This window comes from Candidatus Brocadiaceae bacterium (assembly GCA_012728835.1).
Lineage (GTDB): Bacteria > Planctomycetota > Brocadiia > SM23-32 > SM23-32 > JAAYEJ01.
In genome coordinates, this window is the sequence record JAAYEJ010000080.1 from 36,716 (window position 1) to 53,386 (window position 16,671).

Genomic DNA, 16,671 nt, shown 5'->3' on the forward strand with positions numbered 1-16,671 from the left:
TCAGCGGCGTTCCGCGGCGAGGGCGCGCAGGGCGGCCATGGCGGCCTCGGCCGAGTCGGCCGGCACGAACAGATGGTCGTGGTGGCAGCCGGCCAGCGGGTTGACGCTGATGCCGACGGCGGCGAGCCTGTCCAGGACGGCAGCCAGGAACCCGACGGCCTCCAGGCTCGAATGCACGCCGAGCGTGATCATGCGCGAGGGGAACGCGCAGTCGAACCCGAGGCCCTCCGCAGCCCGCCGCGGCAGAATGACGGTCACGCCCTCGGACTCGCGGACCATGCCCACCGCATCGGCCGGCAGGCTGGCAAGCCGCGCAGGCGGAACCGTGCAGAAGACGAACTCGCCCGGCTCCAGACGCGGCGCCATGCCCGCCAGGAGCCTCCCGAGGTCGGTCTCGCCCGGCATGTGTTCGCTCCTCCGTGCGATGGCCGGCCATGCCCGCGCCGCCTCTGCGCAGATGCGGGCGACCTCGGCCGGCCGCTCGTGCGGCAGATAGTGACCGGAACTCGGGAGCCAGACGGCACGGACTCCGGGGTTCTCCGGGACGCTCAGCAGCCGCTCGGCGGCGTCCGTCCGCCCCATCTGGCCGAAGACCTGCACGACGGGCATGCGGGCGGCGCGGAGGGCAGCGAGCCCGTCGAAGCACTCGACCGACTCCCACAGCACCGGGGCCGCGTTCGGCGGCAGGCGCGCCCACGTCCGGTCGTGCTTGCGGCGGATGCGGTCGACGGCCGCCGGGTCCAGCGTGCCGAAGGCCCTCTGCCCGGCGAACGTCTCGGCGGCCGCCTGCGGGGTCGTCCATCCCTCGAGCAGGACCAGCCCCGCAACGCGATCCGAGCAAGCGGCCAGGTGGAGCGCCACGATGCCGCCCAGGCTGTGCCCCACCAGCGCCACGCGGTCGAGCGCCAGGTGGTCGAGCAGCGCCACGACGTCACCGGCCAGGTGCTGCAGTGTGAACGGCGCCGGGGGCACGGCGCTCTCGCCGTGCCCGCGAAAGTCCATGCACAGGCCCGCGAAGCCGTCCGGCAGCCGCCGGAGCACCTCGCCCCAGTCCGCCGAATCGCAGCCGGCGCCGTGGAGGAACAGGACCGGAACGCCGGCCTGGCCCTCGGCCGAGTGGAACATCCGCCCCCAGGGCCTGCCGAGGAAGGGCATGGCGGCGCCTCCGCAGCGCGGGCGCGCGTCAGCAGATGCGCAGCACCGGGCGCAGGATGAAGGCAAAGGGGATCGCCAGCAGCAGGTAGCCGATCAGCCACGCGTCCAGCGTGAAGAGCGCCTGGCCGGCGTACGGCCCGAAGACGGTCCATCGGCCGATTGTCCACTCGGGCACCCGCACGTTCCAGTCGCCGATCAGGCCGAAGGGCCGGTACTTGTGTTCGGACAGAACATACTCGAACACCTCCTCCGGCGCGCTGCCATAGGCGGTGAACGGGCCGACGTAGCGCCGGCCGTCGGCGCGCAGCTCGTGCTCCACGATCCGGCCGCCCGCGCGTATGCGCAGCCGGTAGGGCTCCGGACGCTTCTGCGCGCTGAGCGCCCAGCCCGCCACCCCGGCCACGGGCGGGTCGTCCTCGACGATCCGGCGGATGAGGCCGCCGTCGACCGTCAGGCCCTCTTCCGGCGGCATGAGGTGCACGTAGCCGCCCAGGGCCTCGGGCGGGAAGTACATCTTCAGCTCGACCCCCTGCCACGGGTCGGGCACGCGGTAGGCGATGCGCCCGAAGGCCCAGACGGCCAGCAGCGCCACCGGCACGATGGAGGCCAGGAGCGGCCAGCCTTCCTGCCGGGCGGCCTTGAGGCCGATCTCGCGGATGGTCAGGCGATGGCGGTTGCGCGCTTCCCTGTCGCGGGCCTTCTTCGCCTGGCGGAGGAGCTGCTTCTGGCGCTTCTTGTCCTGCTTGCAGCGGCGCAGCAGGTCCTGGTTCGTCGTGAAGACGCGCACCACCGTCAGCACGAGCCCGGTGCCGAACGCCACGACGATCAGGGCCGCGTCGCGCGGGAAGTGCAGGAGCCAGCCGAGCAGCAGGTCGGCCACGGCGAGGCAGGCGTTGTTGAGTGCGTCAAGCATGGTCGGCTCCCCCGATCAGGGTCACGCGGCCGCGGTCGCCATCGACGCGCACGCGTGCGCCGTCGGCGATGATGGCGGTGGCATCCGGGCAGGCGACGGCGGGTATGCCGAAGTCGCGTGCCGTGATGGCGCCGTGGGACAGCACGCCGCCGCGCTCCACGACCAGGCCGCGGATGCGCGTGAAGAGCGCCGTCCATGCCGGGTCCGTCGATGGGCAGACCAGGATGCAGTCGGCGGGCAGTTCGCCGGCCTCGGACGGATGCCGCACGATGGCCACCGTGCCGTCGACGACGCCGGCCGAGAGCGGCACGGCCTCCAGCTCGGTCGCGCCCTCGAGGTGCCTCGGCAGGCCGAGCGAATCGAGCGCGGCCGAATCGATCGCATCCGGCAGGTCCAGCTTCTGTTGACTCTGCCAGCGTCTCTTTCGGGCCTCGATCGCGCGGACCAGTTCGTCGCGCTCGGCCTCGAACCGCGCCAGTTCGTCCAGGTGGAGGAAGAAGACGCCCCCCCCGATCCGGAAGCGCTCCCCGAGCGCAACGCACACGCTGCGGATCAGCTCGTAGCCCATCATCAGGTAGTGCTTGCCGATCTCGCGGTAAGGAAGGAGTTCCTGCGCCTCGCGGGCCAGCGACTCGACCTCCTCGCGGAAGCAGCTCCCGCCGCACTCCTTCAGCAGGCGGGGCAGGTCGGCCATGGCCTCCTTGCGTGCGGCGGCCGCACGGCGGTGCCGCTCCTCGGGGGATTCGCCCGGCGCGGTCTCGAACGGCGGCGGCGCCTCGCGGTAGCGCGGGTTGGCCAGCTCCATCTCGCCGACGGCCCGGTGGCCGTACAGGTCCAGGAACCTCGCCGCGTCCGCTTCGCCGGCGGCCACCTGCCATTGCAGGGCGTTCTGCTCCACGGTCACGTTGCCGTCCAGGCCGCTGGTGAGCACGTTGGCCATCCTCTGGCCTTCCACCGGCCCGAGCAGTTGCTCCAACCGCTGCTGAAGCTCCGCACGCGCGATGCCGCCGAAGTAGCCGGGCTTGAGCGACTCGTCGCCGAACTCGTCCATCACCCTCGCGATCCGGTCATGCAGTTCACGCACCAGGCCGTCGGCGTCCAGAAAGGAGAGGTCCTGCCGGCGCTTCTCCTCAACGTAGTCCAGGTACGGCGGCAGCGCCGCGTCCTCGAAGTGCCGCACCGCGTTGCGCCGGGCCCGCGCCGTCAGGGACCGCGAACGGAACATGCCCCAGAGCGTGCCCGGCAGGCGCAGGAGGAACTTCTGGTCGGCGCGCGCGGCGTCGAACTGCGTGGGCGCCGACTCCACCAGGCTGGGGTCCTTCAACAGGTCGTCGGGGTCGTAGCGCACGGGCAGGCCGGCCCAGAACTGCTCGGCCGCCCGCTCCGGATCGGTGTAGATCCGCCCGCAGATCAGCTCCAGGAAGCCCTCCTCGCGCACGCGGCGGCTAAGCCGGTACCCGAGGTCCTGGTACATCCGCCCGTAGCCGCCGTCGCCGCGCATGAAGCCGCGCACGATGTCCCACGTGAGCGGCCGGGGCGCGGACAGCGTCTCGGACAGGTTGTGGACGATCCAGACGCGGTGGCCGCCGTCCAGGCTCGCGCGCAGCCGCTCGATCTCCTCCAGGCGTCCGCGCTCCACGTCGCGCGCGACGTCCAGCCCGCGCACGGGGCGCGCCTGCAGCAGCGCGAACCCGCCCTCGTCGATCCCCCATTCGAGGTCCACCGGGTGGCCGAAGTAGTCCTCGACCCTCCGGGCGATCGCCGCCAGCTCGGCAAGCTGCGGGTCGGTGAGCGAGGCCCCGTCGGCACGCGCGCACGGGTCTTCGCCCTGGAAGGACAGCCCGAGCATGGCGCTCTGCTTGCGCCCGACGGAACGCTGCTTGATCTCGAAGGTCCCGGCGTCCAGCACGAAGCGGTCCGGTTCGACGTCGCCGCTGACGATGGACTCGCCGAGGCCGTAGGAGCTCTCGATCACCATCTCGCCGGCGTCGGGACGCACCGGGTTGGCCGTGAAGGCGATGCCGGAGACGCGGCTGTCGAACATGGACTGCACGGTGACGGCCGTGCCCTCCAAGTGCTCCAGTCCATGCGCCCTGCGGTAGACGATGGCCTGCTCGTTGTGCCAGGAGTCGAAGACCGCCTCGATGCACTCGCGCAGTGCGTCCCAGGGCGTGCGGGGAAACGCCCGGCCCGTGCGCTCCTCGTAGAGGGCCGTCCATGCCTCGGCGCGACGGCGGTCGTCGGTGTCGCCGGCCGCCGCGAAGTCGTCCGGGGGGATGTCGGCCACCGTGGCGGCGAACTGGCGCACGAAGCCGGCGTAGACCTGCCAGAAGCGGTCGGCATCCGGCACCTGGTCGGCCAGCCCGCGATGCAGGCCGCAGTTCAGGATCGTGTCCATCATGCCGGGCATCGACTGCGCGGCGCCCGAGCGCACCGAGACGAGCAGCGGCCGCGCGCCGGCGCCGAAGGGCCGGCCCACCGTGTCCTGGAGTCGCTCCAGGTACTGGCGCACGCCCTCCTCGAGCCCCTCCGGCCAGCGCCGTTCATTCTGGTGGAAGTGCCGGCAGCAGGCGACGCTGATGGTGAACCCGGGGGGCACCGGCAGGCCGGCGGCGCTCATGGCCGCCAGGCTGGCGCCCTTGCCGCCCAGCAGGTCCTTGCGCGAGGGGTCGCCCTCGGCCTCACCGCGGCCGAAGAAGTAGATCATCCTGTCTTGCGTCCCGGTCACTCTTGCGCCTCAGGTTTCAGGCAGACGAGCCCGCGCCGCAGCGTCGGGAACAGCACGTGCGACTCGATCACCACGGCGGGGGCCAGCACGTCGCCCATCCACCGCGTCAATGACCAGCGTTCGCTGCCGGCCTGCGGGGCGTTCAGATTCCAGCGCCGCAGGTCGTCCGCGGTGAAATACAGCAGTTCGTCATGCGTCAGCACGGGCGGCAGCCCGGCCAGTGCGCCCTCGACGCCCGCCAACACCTCGCCCTGGTACGGATCCACCAGATGGATGCGGCCGTCGTCGGTCACGCACGCCAGCCGGACGTCGTTGAACGCCAGCCGGGCGGAGACCGCGCCGCACGGCACCCGCAGCGCCTGCGAGTCGCCCGTCGGATCCAGGCCGGCCAGACCGTCCTCGAGCCCGACCCAGACCCGTCCGGCCGCGAAGACCGGCCCGGTGCGGGGCGGAGTCTCCAACGACTGCGTCCAGAGCCGTTCGCCGCTCAGGGCATCCAGCGCCAGGACGCTGCCCGGCGCCGATGCCGCCACGAACAGGAGGTCGTCGAGCAGGAACGGCAGGCCGACGACAGGGCCCGCGCGGACGCTCCAGAGCCCCGGCGGCGTGCCGTCCGAGGAGATCGACAGGCAGGAGAGGCCCTCGGCGACGTCCGCGATGAAAAGCCGGTCCGGTGTGATGAAGAAACGGCCGGACGCGTCGCCGCTGACGGGCCGCGCCCAGAGTTCGGTCCCCGTCTCAGCGTTCAGGCAGTGGAGCGCGCGCCCCTGGTCGCCGGGCTCGCCGTCGACGAAGAACACCCGATCGGCCGTCGCGGCGGCCGAGACGACAACGGCGTTGGCCGCCGGCGCGAACCACGCGCGCGTGGGGCGGCCGCCGGGGTCCTCCCCGTAGTCGAACCGGGCCAGGCCGTGCTGCCCGCCGTCGGTCAGGCCCACGTAGCAGGCGCCCGGCAGCCCGGCCACCGGCGTGCGGCTCTCCAGGGACCGCGCCACCTCGCCGTCCTCGCCCACGTAGCCGGTCCAGGCAAAGGCCCCGGCGGCCGTGATGACGCTGTCGTCGGTCCAGCCCGAACGGCCCGGCCCGCCCAGTTCGCCCGCCCAGATGGGCGGCTTGACCTCGGCGCCCGGACGGCCGACGCACATCAGCCCGTTGTTGGTCGTCCCGACGTAGACGTGGCCGCGCGCCAGCACGGGCGAGCTGCTGGACGGCGAGCCGAGCGAGACCTTCCAGACGGACGTCATCCGCTCCCGGTCCAGCCCGTACAGGACGCCGGCCTCGGTGACGGCGTAGAGGAGCTTGCGCCCGACGGCGACCGAGCCGGTGATGGGGGAATGCGCGTCGAACGGCCGCCCCACCGCCCCGCCCGTGGCGGCATCCACGCAGTAGGCGTGGCCGTCGCGCGAGCCGAAGTAGAGCCGGCCGTCGGCCTCGGCGATCGTGCCCAGGACGGTCCGCTCCGTGTCGAACGGCCATTCCACCTCCTGTGTGGCCAGGTCGATGCACCAGACCTGCCCGCCCTTGCGGATGTGTGCCACGGCGGCGTCGGCCTCCTCGGGCGAGGCGCCCTGGCGGATGAGCGCGGCGCGCCGGATCTCCCGCACGGCCTCGGCCGTGTTGATGAAGTCCCCGTGCCCCATGCCGACGAACAGCTTCCCGCCGGCGACCGTCGGACTGGAGAAGACCGGACACGGCGTCTCGACCCGCCACAGCTCCCGGCCCGTGTCGGCGTCGACGCAGACGACGGCCTGCCCGCCGATGCCGAGCCCGAAGTAGACCCGGCCGTCTTCGTAGACGGGTGAGGTCTCACAATCGGGGTAATCCTCGCCCTTCAGGTGCCAGAGCACGACGCCCTCGCCGGACCCGTCGCCCTCCAGGTCGAAGCAGTACAGCCCGTCGTCGCCCGCGCCGATGAACACCTTGCCGTCGGCGATGCAGGGCGAGGACTCGACGTGGCTGGCCGTGCGGTAGCTCCACAGCTTGACGGCCCGTCCGCGCGCATTGCTCTGGTCCAGGTCCAGGCAGAAGACGCGGGCGTCGCTGGTGAGGTGGAGGCCCTCCCCCACGACGAGGTACCGGCCCAGGACGGCCGGCGAGCTGAACGTCGCGCGGTAGCCCTCGGCCGTGAACTCCCAGGCCAGTTCGCCCGTCTCGGCGTCCAGGCAGTTGATCGCACCCTCGGTCGCGAAGACCCCGGGCCGGGCGCTGGTCGCGTAGACGCGGTTGCCGACGACCGTCGGGGAGGAGTAGTAGGACTTGACGTCGCCCCGGAAGAACCGCCAGACCACGTTGCCGTGGGCGGGATCCTCGGCCTCGCCGAGCACGGCGCCGCGGCGCTGCGCGCCCCCCCGCCACATGGGCCAGTCGGCACCGGACACGGCGGCCCCCACGTCGGCCGCTGCGCCCGGGAAGACGTCCCCCCAGAAGTACACCAGCCCCCAGATGCCCAGCCCGATGCCCAGGCAGGCGAACTTCTGCGCCCAGAGCAACTGGAGGAACCGCTTGATGGCCGACGGCCGCAGCAGCGCCAGCAGCGTCGTGCCCAGCGCCACCAGGATGCCGGGCAGGATCGCCATGAGCGCCTGCAGAGGCCCGACCAGAACCGGCACCACGCCCAACGGCAGCAGGCCGTCCAGACCCATCGCACCCGTCAGCACCACGTACCCTCCGGCAGGCGTCAGTCGTCCACTCCCAGCAGCACGTGCTGCGGCTCCTCGCCCGGGATCACTTCCACCGTCATGCTGCGCCCGGCGCCGTCCGGCGCGCGCCACTCCAGGAGCACGTCGCCGGCCTCTGCCTCGGGCACGCCCCAGAGCGCCGGGGCGGCGCCCTGGCGCAGCACGTGCGTGCCCAGCACTCGGGGCGGTTCGCCCACCGTCGCCGTCACGCTCAGAGGCCCGGCGTGGGCGGCCTTCGGGGACAGGCCCGCCGTCACGGCCATGGCGAAGTCCAGGTCCACGCGGCGCGGGAACATCCACAGGTCGCCGCCGGTCAACGCCAGGACCATGTCCAGCGCCCCGTCGCCGTTGAAGTCGCCCAGGCATCCCGCCTGCTGCCCGCCGGCGGCGGCCGGCAGCAGATTCTGGACGTCCAGGTCCAGGTCGCGGGCATGGCCGAAGCTGCGGTAGCCGCGGTTGAAGAAGAGCTGCGGCGCCATCTGCGCCCCATAGAGCACCAGCAGGTCCAGCCGCCCGTCGTTGTTGACGTCGCCCGTCTGGGCGTAGGTCGCGCCGGGCTTGGCGATGTACTCCACCTCGCCGGACTGGTGCAGCAGGTCCACGAACCGGCCGGCGCCCAGGTTGTGGAAGAGCCGGTTGCGCCGGTCGCCCGGCACGAAGACGTCGGGCAGGCCGTCGGCGTCGTAGTCGCCGATGCACGCCCCGTGCCGGCCCTCCCCGACGACCACCCCGGCGGCCTCCGGCGCGCCGAAGACCGGGCCGCCCGTCCCCTTGTAGAACAGGCTGCCGCCCTCGAAAAGCTGGAGAACGTCGGGCCGGGCGTCGCCGTCGAAGTCGGCCGTCAGGCAGGCGCCCGGGGCACCCAGCCCGTCGCCGGGCCAGTCGCCCTCGGCCAGCGGCGCCGAGGCGACGCCGCCGGCAACGTCCACCGTCAGCAGGCGGGGCATCCCGGAGACCGCCGCGACGACCCGCGGGCCGTCGGCGGTTCCCACCACGTCCAGGCTCAGGCAGTCGGCCAGCGCGTCGGCGCCTTCCAGCGCCTTCCGGCTGAAGACCCCGTCCCCGCCCTGCACGTGCAGGCTCAGAGTCCCGCCGCTCCAGCTGAGCAGGTCCACGATCCCGTCGCCGGTCAGATCGGCCCAGACGTGCTGCCGGGACGCGCCGGCCAGCCCTCGGGCGGCCGTGACGTCCTCCATCGCCGCGCCGCCGAAGCGGTAGAGGCGGTCGCCTTCGTCGGACGCCAGGAACAGCTCGGTGCCACCCGCCGCTCCGGTCGTGTTCACCGCTTCCAGGGCGTGAACGGCCCCGGCGACCCGGCCGAACCTCGTCTCGGGCTGCCAGACGGCGCCGGCCGTGACGGGCACGGCCGCGTTGTCGTTCTCAAGGATGTAGCGGACGCAGCGCAGGAGCATGTCGGTCGATCCGGCCCAGCAGCCGAGCAGCCGGGCGTCGATCCGCTCCATGTCCCACGATCCCTCCCACTCGGCCAGGACGACCCACTTGCCGGCCACGTGCAGGTATCCGAGCCGCTCGCCGCCTCCGCCGCCTTCGGTGATGAACGCGCCGATGAACAGCAGCGCCTCGCGCTGCCCGCCGGCGATCCAGCCCATCACCTCCCGGCTCGGAGCGGCCAGCGCCTCGCCCATGGCCATGAACTCCACCGTGACGGAATCGCCCTCGTAATCGCCCTTGACGACCTCCTTGACCTGCGCGAGGCCGGTGCCCTCCTCGTTCGCGTCGGCAAACTCGACCCGGAGGACCACGTCCGACTGCTCCACCAGGTCCACCGGCGTGAACGTCGGGTCGATGAAGCCCCGGGCGGTCGTCGCCGAGGCCGTCAGGAGCGCGAGAATCGCAACAAACCCCATCGTCCTTTTCACTGCCTGTCCTCCCAAATACCCCGCTGACTGCACGTCTCTGCACAATGTAGGGACAACACGAGGCCGGGTGCCGCAGCCGCCTGCTCACACAGAACGACGGTGCCGGCACGTCCCCTGCGGGGAGGTTCCCGGGCTCTGCGCCGGTCGGAAGCCTCACGACTGTGGCAAACACAATTGTGCCCCAGCAGAGGCGCCGTGTCAAGCTCGCCCGACGCCCGCCCGCCGCGCCGCGTCCGTGTTCCGTCCGTGTTCCTCTGTGCCCGTCCGTGTTCGTCCGCGCCGGCCCGCGCCGGCCCGTGTCCGTCCGTGCCGGCCCGTGCAGGTCCGTGTTGGGTCCGTGTCCGTCCGTGTCCGTCCGTGTTCGTCCGTGTCCGTCCGTGTCCGTCCGTGTTCGTCCGTGCCGGTCCGTGTCCCCCGGCTGCCCCCTTGCATCCCCGGGGGGGCATGGTGTAGATTCGCCTGCAGACGAGGGGGAATCGTCGGCCCTCGCGCCGCCTGCCGTCCGTCACGAGGTCGAGTCCGAACCATGTCCGGCGCCACAGTCCAGGACGGCTTGGGCTTCCACGTCGAGGTCACCGGCCCGGAGCAGGAGGGCTACCTCTACGAGGTGGGACCGAACGGGCTGCTGGTGGGCCGGTCCTCCGCGTGCGACGTGGTGTTTGAGGGCCGCGAGGTCTCCCGGCGCCACGCCTACTTCTACCTCGCCGGCGACGCCTGCTGCATCAAGGACCTGACCTCGAAGAACGGCACGTTCGTCAACGGCCAGCGGACCCGGCAGGCGCAGTTGCGCGACGGCGACGTGGCCACCCTGGGCGGCAACCGGCTCATCGTGCGCCTCCAGCCGTCGTCCGCGTCCCCGCGCTCATCCCCCCGGTCCGGCTCCCGTCAGCCTCCGCCCCTCGAGCAGGGCCAGCAACTGGCCCTGGCGGCCCTGGTCACCGGCGCTCTGGCCTACCTGCACTGGGCATTCGGCCTCGGCGGGGCCGTGCTGGCCCTCGTCAGCCTCTGGGAGGCGCGCGGCCGGCCCGCCCGCGGCGCCCGGGCCCTGGCCGTCGGCGCGCTGGCGCTCGGCCTGTGCGGAGGCGTCGTGAACGCCTGGTTCGCCGAGGTCGCCCCCCGCGTCCGGTCCCGGCTGGAGGAGGAGGCCCGGATCGAGTGCGGACGCCGGCTGGCGGCGATCGCCGAGACCGTCTCGGCCTATCGGGACGCCCACGCGGGCGCCCTTCCGGAGCGCCTCGAGGTGCTGGTGGACCGGGGCCTGCTGCGGCCGGCGGACCTGGAGTGCCCCGGGCGGCGCCTCAGCGGCCGCGGGCCGGCGCGCTACGTGTTCCTGACGCCGAAGGACGGCCACCTGGCCCGGGCCGGCGACGTGATCCTGGCCGACGGCGACCTGTCCTACCACCAGGGCCGCGGCGGCTGGATCGTGCGGGGGGACGGCCGGCTCGAATGGCTGGAGAGCGACCTGTTCGCGGACGTCCTGGCGCGTGCCTTCGCGGCCCGCCGGGGGCCGCCCGCCGATCCGGAGGCCCCGGAACCATGACGCGGGGCGGCGGGTCGATCAGCCTGCGTCTGTCCGTGGGCTTCGTGCTCGTGCTGGCCGTCTTCGGCGTCGCGCTGCTGGTGACCCTGTACAACTTTGAGAAGGTGACCGGCACGAGCGAGCAGATCCGCATCCGGCAGAAGGTCCGCCGCCAGGTCACCGAGATCGGCAAACTCGCCCAGGAACTCCTGGCGCGCCAGCAGGAGTTCCTGGAGACGCCGGACATGCGCTGGGAGAAGGTGACCGAGTACCGCGAGGTCTGCCGCCAGATCGAGGACGGACTGCGTTCGATGACCTCCCGGTCGCAGGACGAACCGGAGCACGGCTACATCGTCGAACTCCAGCGGGCGGCCGACCGCCTGCAGGCCGTCTTCCTGGATCGGATCGTCGTCGGCAAGCTGCGCACCTCCCTGGGCGCCATGCCCGACGGCGCCCTCGACCAGGCCCAGGCCGAGACGCTCGAAATACTCGCCGGCGTCGCCGACCTGAACGAACGCCTGGCGCAGGCCTTCGAGATCCGCACGCTCGACGCCGAATCGCAGGCCCGCATGGCCTGGAACATCAGCCTGAGCATCACCAAGACCATCTTCCCCATCGCGCTCGTGATGAGCCTGCTGATCATCTACTACACCCATCGCTCGATCGTGCGGCCCGTCGGCGCCCTGCTGGACGGCACCCGGGCACTCGCCGACGGCAACCTGCACACGCGCATCGAGCTGACCGGCTCGGGCGAGTTCCTGGCCCTGGCCGAGAGCTTCAACCGGATGGCCCGCGCCCTCGAGACCAACCAGAAGGAACTGCTCGATGCCGAAAGGCTCGCCGGCGTCGGCCGCCTCGCCGCCGGCATCGCCCACGAGATCAACAACCCGATCGCCGTGATCCTGGGCTACACCAAGATGCTGATGGCCGCCCTCCCCGACGGCACCCCGGAGAAGGAACAGGTCCAGGCGGTGGACGAAGAAGCGCGCCAGTGCAAGAACATCGTCGACGGCCTGCTGGACCTCTCCCGGCCGTCCGATCCCTCCCGCGGCGAAGTCGTCTGCCCCAACGACGTCGTCGCAGAGGTGCTCAACCTGGTCCAGGCCCTCCAACTGACCGAAACCGTGCACGTCGAGGACAGCGTGCTGGACCGCGACCTGCCGCTGACGATCGGACGCGGCCGCCTGCGCCAGCTCCTGCTGAACATCGTCCGCAACGGACTCGAGGTCCTCCAGGGCCGGCCCGACGCCCGCATGAAGATCGAAGGCTACGTGCGCCCCCGCTCCAAGGTCCGCGCCGAACGCCTCAAAGACGCCTCCCCCGACGCCTCCTCGTTCCTGATCCTCATCATCGCCGACAACGGCCCCGGCATCGCCCCGACGGACCTGGACCGCATCTTCGAGCCGTTCTTCACCACCAAGGCCGACGGCATGGGGCTGGGCCTGGCCATCGCCGCGAGCATCGTGCGGTCGCACGGCGGGTTCATCGACGCGCAGTCGCGTCTCGGCGACGGAACGACCTTGGCCCTCGGCCTGCCCGTGCTGGAGGCCGCACCCGGCCCGAGGCTATAGCCGCCCGCACTCGCCCAGGACCGCCGCCAGGGCCTCCGCCCGGATCGCCCCCTCGCGGAGCACCTCCAACCCCCCCGCCGCGATGCGCACAACCGTGGACGGGAGCCCGATGCGCGCCGCACCGCCGTCCAGCACGGCCCCGATCCGGCCGTCGAACTCCGCCAGCAGGTCCTCGGCGTTCCGGGCCGGCGGCGCCCCCGGCGCGTTCGCGCTCGGGGCCGCCACCGGCACGCCCACCAGCGCCAGCATCTCCCGCGTGACCCTGCAGTCCGGGCACCGCAGGCCGATCGTCCCCGATCCCCCGCGCCCCGGCACCACGATCGTGAGCGCCCCCGGCCAGAACGCCTTCACCAGCGCGTCGGCCCCCTCGTCGAACCGCCCCCAGGCCCGCGCGGCGGCCGCATCCGGCACCAGGCACGCGAACTCCTTGCCCTCCGGCCGCCGCTTCAGCCGCGCCAGCTCCGCCACGGCCGCGGCGTCGTCCGCCCGCACGCCCAGCCCGTAGACGGTGTCCGTGGGGAACGCAACGATCGCGCCCTCACGCAGCAGTTGCGCGGCGCGCCGAATACCCTCCCGGTCCTCAGCATCCAGGCGTTCCGTCTTCACGGCCACACGGGCGTCCTCATTGCAGGCGAGCGGGCTTTGGTATACGCTAAGCGGGAGGGACGCCGGCATGCAAGCGGCGGCCGGCGCAGGATGTCCGAAACGAGGCGGCGCCCCCCCCCGGAGCGGAGTCGACGATGGTGCGGAACTGGAAGGACCGCTGCGCCCTGGTCGCCGGAGCGGCGGCGCTGGGCGCCGTGGCCGTCCTGGCCGTGCGGCCGCACGCCCAGGGGGCCGGCGAGCCGCGCGAGGTCCGGGCGGCGGCCGCCGCCGACGGCTTCTATCCCGGCTCGCCCGACCGGCTGCGGCGCACGGTCGAGACGATGCTCCGCGACACACCGCCCGAGACGCCCGAGAACGTCCGCGCCCTGGAACCCAGGGCCCTGCTCGTGCCCCACGCCGGCTACCGCTACAGCGGCGCCACGGCCGCCCGCGCCTACCGGCTCCTGCAGGGCCGCGAACGGCCGGACCGCGTCATCCTGCTGGGCCCCCCGCACACCGAGCGCCTGGAGGTCCCGTGCAGCATCGCCGGCTTCGAGGCCTACGAGACGCCGCTCGGCCGCGTGCCCTTGGACGCCGCAGCGCGCCGGGCGCTGACCGCGCACGAGGTCTTCGGCACCACCCGCCGCCCGCACCTGCGCGAGCATGCCCTGGAGGTGCAACTGCCCTTCCTGCAGGTCCTCTGGCCCGAGCCGCCGCCGATCGTGCCCATCCTGGTCGGCCGGCTCGGCCCCGCCCAGAGCCGGGCGGCCGCCGCCGCGCTGGCGCAGATCATCACCGAACGCACCCTGATCGTCGTCAGCACCGATTTCACACACTACGGCGCACGGTTCGGCTTCGCCCCCTTCGGCACGCGCCCGGACGAGGCGCGCAAGGAACAGATCCGCGAGCTGGACATGGGCGCCGTCGGCCGGGCCCGGGCGCTGGACGCCGCAGGATTCCTCGACTACACCGCCGCCGAGGCCCCCACCGTCTGCGGAAGCGACGCCGTCGGCGTGCTCCTGAACCTGTTCGCGCGGTGCGAGGGATGCCGGCCCGTCTTCCTGCAATGGGCGAACTCCGGCGACGTGACGGGCGGCTACAACGACTGCGTCAGCTACGTCGCCATGGCGTTCTACGCGCCGCCCGGGCCGCTGCGGCTCGTCCCCGACGCCCCCCCGCCGGGCCAGGAGCCGGCCCCGCTGGCCGACGACGACCGCCGCGCCCTCCTGCACCTGGCCCGCACGGCGATCGACCAGGCCGTGCGCGAGCGGCGTCTGCGCCCGCCCGAACCGGCAGCCCCCTCCGAGGCGCTGCGCCGCCCGGGCGCCGCCTTCGTCACGCTCACGCGGGACGGGCAACTGCGCGGCTGCATCGGCCACGTCGAGGCGGATGGCCCCCTGTGCGACTGCGTGGCCCGGATGGCCGTCCTGGCCGCCCTCCGCGACCCGCGCTTCCGCCCGGTCGCCCCCGACGAACTCGACGAACTGCGGATCGAGATCAGCGTGCTGACGCCGCTGACGCGCCTCCGGGACGTCGCCGACCTCCGCGTCGGGCGGGACGGCCTGGTCGTGGAGCGGAGGCCGGCACGCGGGCTGCTGCTGCCCCAGGTCGCCTCCGAGCACGGCTGGGACGCCCGGGAGTTCCTCCGCCAGACCTGCGCCAAGGCGGGCCTGCCCGAGGACGCGTGGCAGGACGCCGACGTGACCATCTACCGTTTTCAGGCCGAGGTCTTCAGCGAGGACCAGTTCGAACCCTGACACAAAGAAGGACAGGAACGCCGCCATGAACGATCCGATTCGAGTCACCGTCTGGAACGAGGCCCGCCACGAGAAGACCAGCGAGGCCGTGCGCACGGTCTATCCGGATGGCATCCACGCCGCCATCGCCGAGTTCCTCAACGCCGCCCCGGGCATCGAGGCCCGCACCGCCACGCTCGACGAGCCCGAGCACGGCCTCACCGACGACGTCCTGGCGAAGACCGACGTGCTCACCTGGTGGGCGCACATGGCCCACGGAGAGGTCTCCGACGCCGTCGTCGAACGCGTCCGCCGGCGCGTGCTGGACGGCATGGGCCTGCTCTGCCTCCACTCGGCACACTTCTCGAAGATCTTCATACGCATGATGGGCACCACGTGCTCGCTGAAATGGCGCGAGGCGGGCGAGAAGGAACGCCTCTGGGTCGTGCAGCCGGGGCACCCCATCGCGGCCGGCCTGGGCGAATACATCGAGCTGCCCCACACGGAGATGTACGGCGAGTTGTTCGACGTCCCCCCGCCGGACGACCTGGTGATGGTCAGTTGGTTCGCCGGCGGCGAGGTCTTCCGCAGTTGCTGCTGCTGGCACCGCGGCGCCGGCAAGGTGGTCTACTTCCGCCCCGGACACGAGACGTTCCCGATCTTCCGGAACGCCGCCATCCAGCAGGTCATCACCAACGCCGTGCGCTGGCTCGCCCCGTCCGGATGCCGCGTCACGCCGCGCGTCGTCAACGTCAAGGAACCGATCGAGCCGCTGGGCCGCTGAGCGGCGCCCGCACAGGAACTCGCCCCGAAGGAGGCCCGCCATGGCCGATGAGTTCGCAAGCAGCCGATATGACCGTATGTCCTTCCGCCGTTGCGGCCGCTCCGGCCTGAGGCTCCCCGCCATCTCGCTGGGCTGCTGGCACAACTTCGGCGACGTCGACGACCAGGGCGAGGCGCGCGCAATGCTCCACCGCGCCTTCGACCTGGGCATCACCCACTTCGACCTGGCCAACAACTACGGCCCGCCGCCCGGCTCGGCCGAACGCAACGTGGGCCGCATCCTCCGCCAGGACTTCGCCGCCCACCGCGACGAACTGATCATCTCCACCAAGGCCGGCTACCTCATGTGGCCGGGGCCGTACGGCGACTGGGGCTCGCGCAAGTACCTCCTGGCCAGCCTCGACCAGTCGCTCAAGCGCCTGCAGCTCGACTACGTCGACATCTTCTACTCCCACCGGCCCGACCCGGCCACCCCCATCGAGGAGACCATGGGGGCGCTCGAACAGGCCGTCCGACAGGGCAAGGCCCTTTACGCGGGCATCAGCTCCTACCGGGGCGCCGCCACCGCCCACGCCCACCGCATCCTCGCCGACGCGGGCGTGGCGCTCACCATCCACCAGCCCAGCTACTCCATGATGAACCGCTGGGTCGAGACCGACCTGCTGGACACCACGGGCGCGCTCGGCATCGGCGTCATCGCCTTCTGCCCGCTCGCCCAGGGCGTCCTGACGAGCAGGTACCTCAACGGCATCCCCGCCGACTCGCGCGCCGGCAAGCCCACCGGCATGCTCAAGCCCGAAAGCCTCACCGAGGAGAAGCTCTCGCGAGTGCGCGGCCTGAACGTCCTGGCCGAGCAGCGCGGCCAGACCCTGGCGCAGATGGCCCTGGCCTGGGTGCTGCGCGACGCGCGCGTGACGAGCGCCCTCGTCGGCGCCAGCCGCGTGAGCCAGATCGAGGAGAACGTGAAGGCCCTGGAAGGCCCGGCCTTGAGCCCGAAAGAGCTGGAGACCATCGAGTCCATCCTGGCCTGATCGTCATCCGAACCGAGGACCGGCTCTGCAATCGCACAACCGTAGCGCCGGCGTCTCGCCGGCTGTGGGGTGGGCATCTTGCCCACCCCACG

Annotated in this window: 11 protein-coding genes; 5 read left to right on the top strand and 6 right to left on the bottom strand. The window is 72.4% G+C overall.

All coding sequences use genetic code 11. The features are described from left to right. Genes GXY85_12840 through GXY85_12860 form a run of 5 tightly spaced genes read right to left on the bottom strand, consistent with a single transcriptional unit; the run spans position 1 to position 9,354 of the window. Positions 1-1,155 carry an alpha/beta fold hydrolase gene (locus GXY85_12840; protein ID NLW51708.1) on the bottom strand — a complete coding sequence of 385 codons (1,155 nt, stop codon included), beginning with the start codon at positions 1,153-1,155 and terminating at the stop codon, positions 1-3. A 28-nt stretch (positions 1,156-1,183) separates the two neighbouring features. Beyond that, a complete protein-coding gene (locus GXY85_12845) occupies positions 1,184-2,068 on the bottom strand; it encodes a hypothetical protein (GenBank protein NLW51709.1) in 885 nt (294 codons plus the stop codon). Then, complete coding sequence (locus GXY85_12850; protein ID NLW51710.1) at positions 2,061-4,796, bottom strand: hypothetical protein; 2,736 nt, start codon at positions 4,794-4,796, stop codon at positions 2,061-2,063. Before GXY85_12850 ends, GXY85_12845 begins: the two co-directional genes overlap by 8 nt. After that, positions 4,793-7,456 (bottom strand): PQQ-binding-like beta-propeller repeat protein, encoded by a 2,664-nt coding sequence (locus GXY85_12855; protein NLW51711.1) that lies wholly within the window; start codon positions 7,454-7,456, stop codon positions 4,793-4,795. Before GXY85_12855 ends, GXY85_12850 begins: the two co-directional genes overlap by 4 nt. Before the next feature lie 17 nt (positions 7,457-7,473). Further along, positions 7,474-9,354 (bottom strand): VCBS repeat-containing protein, encoded by a 1,881-nt coding sequence (locus tag GXY85_12860; GenBank protein ID NLW51712.1) that lies wholly within the window; start codon positions 9,352-9,354, stop codon positions 7,474-7,476. Between the two features lie 526 nt (positions 9,355-9,880). Here GXY85_12860 and GXY85_12865 point away from each other — a divergent pair. Together GXY85_12865 and GXY85_12870 are read left to right on the top strand one after the other, a co-directional pair. Beyond that, a complete protein-coding gene (locus GXY85_12865; protein ID NLW51713.1) occupies positions 9,881-10,894 on the top strand; it encodes an FHA domain-containing protein in 1,014 nt (337 codons plus the stop codon). Next, a complete protein-coding gene (locus GXY85_12870) occupies positions 10,891-12,444 on the top strand; it encodes a HAMP domain-containing protein (GenBank protein NLW51714.1) in 1,554 nt (517 codons plus the stop codon). The genes GXY85_12865 and GXY85_12870 overlap by 4 nt, the downstream gene beginning before the upstream one ends. Here GXY85_12870 and GXY85_12875 read toward each other — a convergent pair. Beyond that, on the bottom strand, positions 12,439-13,056 hold the full coding sequence (locus GXY85_12875; GenBank protein ID NLW51715.1) for a threonylcarbamoyl-AMP synthase: 618 nt from the start codon (positions 13,054-13,056) through the stop codon (positions 12,439-12,441). The genes GXY85_12870 and GXY85_12875 overlap by 6 nt on opposite strands. A gap of 128 nt (positions 13,057-13,184) precedes the next feature. On the opposite strand from GXY85_12875, the gene amrB reads away from it, so the two are divergent. From amrB to mgrA, 3 genes are read left to right on the top strand one after another with little or no spacing between them, the layout of a single operon-like run. Next, entirely contained in the window at positions 13,185-14,786 is a 1,602-nt protein-coding gene (gene amrB / locus GXY85_12880) for an AmmeMemoRadiSam system protein B (protein ID NLW51716.1), read from the top strand. 25 nt (positions 14,787-14,811) lie between these two features. Next, positions 14,812-15,549 carry a trehalose utilization protein ThuA gene (locus GXY85_12885; protein NLW51717.1) on the top strand — a complete coding sequence of 246 codons (738 nt, stop codon included), beginning with the start codon at positions 14,812-14,814 and terminating at the stop codon, positions 15,547-15,549. Positions 15,550-15,589: 40 nt separating this feature from the next. After that, positions 15,590-16,579, top strand: a complete 990-nt coding sequence (mgrA, locus tag GXY85_12890) for an L-glyceraldehyde 3-phosphate reductase (protein ID NLW51718.1) — start codon at positions 15,590-15,592, stop codon at positions 16,577-16,579. The last annotated feature ends 92 nt before the right edge of the window (positions 16,580-16,671 follow it).

Excerpts from the sequence above, each read along its gene's own strand:
- amrB (NLW51716.1), top strand. The coding sequence starts at position 13,185 with ATGGTGCGGAACTGGAAGGACCGCTGCGCCCTGGTCGCCGGAGCGGCG.
- GXY85_12840 (NLW51708.1), bottom strand. The coding sequence starts at position 1,155 with ATGCCCTTCCTCGGCAGGCCCTGGGGGCGGATGTTCCACTCGGCCGAG.
- mgrA (NLW51718.1), top strand. The coding sequence starts at position 15,590 with ATGGCCGATGAGTTCGCAAGCAGCCGATATGACCGTATGTCCTTCCGC.
- GXY85_12845 (NLW51709.1), bottom strand. The coding sequence starts at position 2,068 with ATGCTTGACGCACTCAACAACGCCTGCCTCGCCGTGGCCGACCTGCTG.
- GXY85_12865 (NLW51713.1), top strand. The coding sequence starts at position 9,881 with ATGTCCGGCGCCACAGTCCAGGACGGCTTGGGCTTCCACGTCGAGGTC.
- GXY85_12870 (NLW51714.1), top strand. The coding sequence starts at position 10,891 with ATGACGCGGGGCGGCGGGTCGATCAGCCTGCGTCTGTCCGTGGGCTTC.
- GXY85_12885 (NLW51717.1), top strand. The coding sequence starts at position 14,812 with ATGAACGATCCGATTCGAGTCACCGTCTGGAACGAGGCCCGCCACGAG.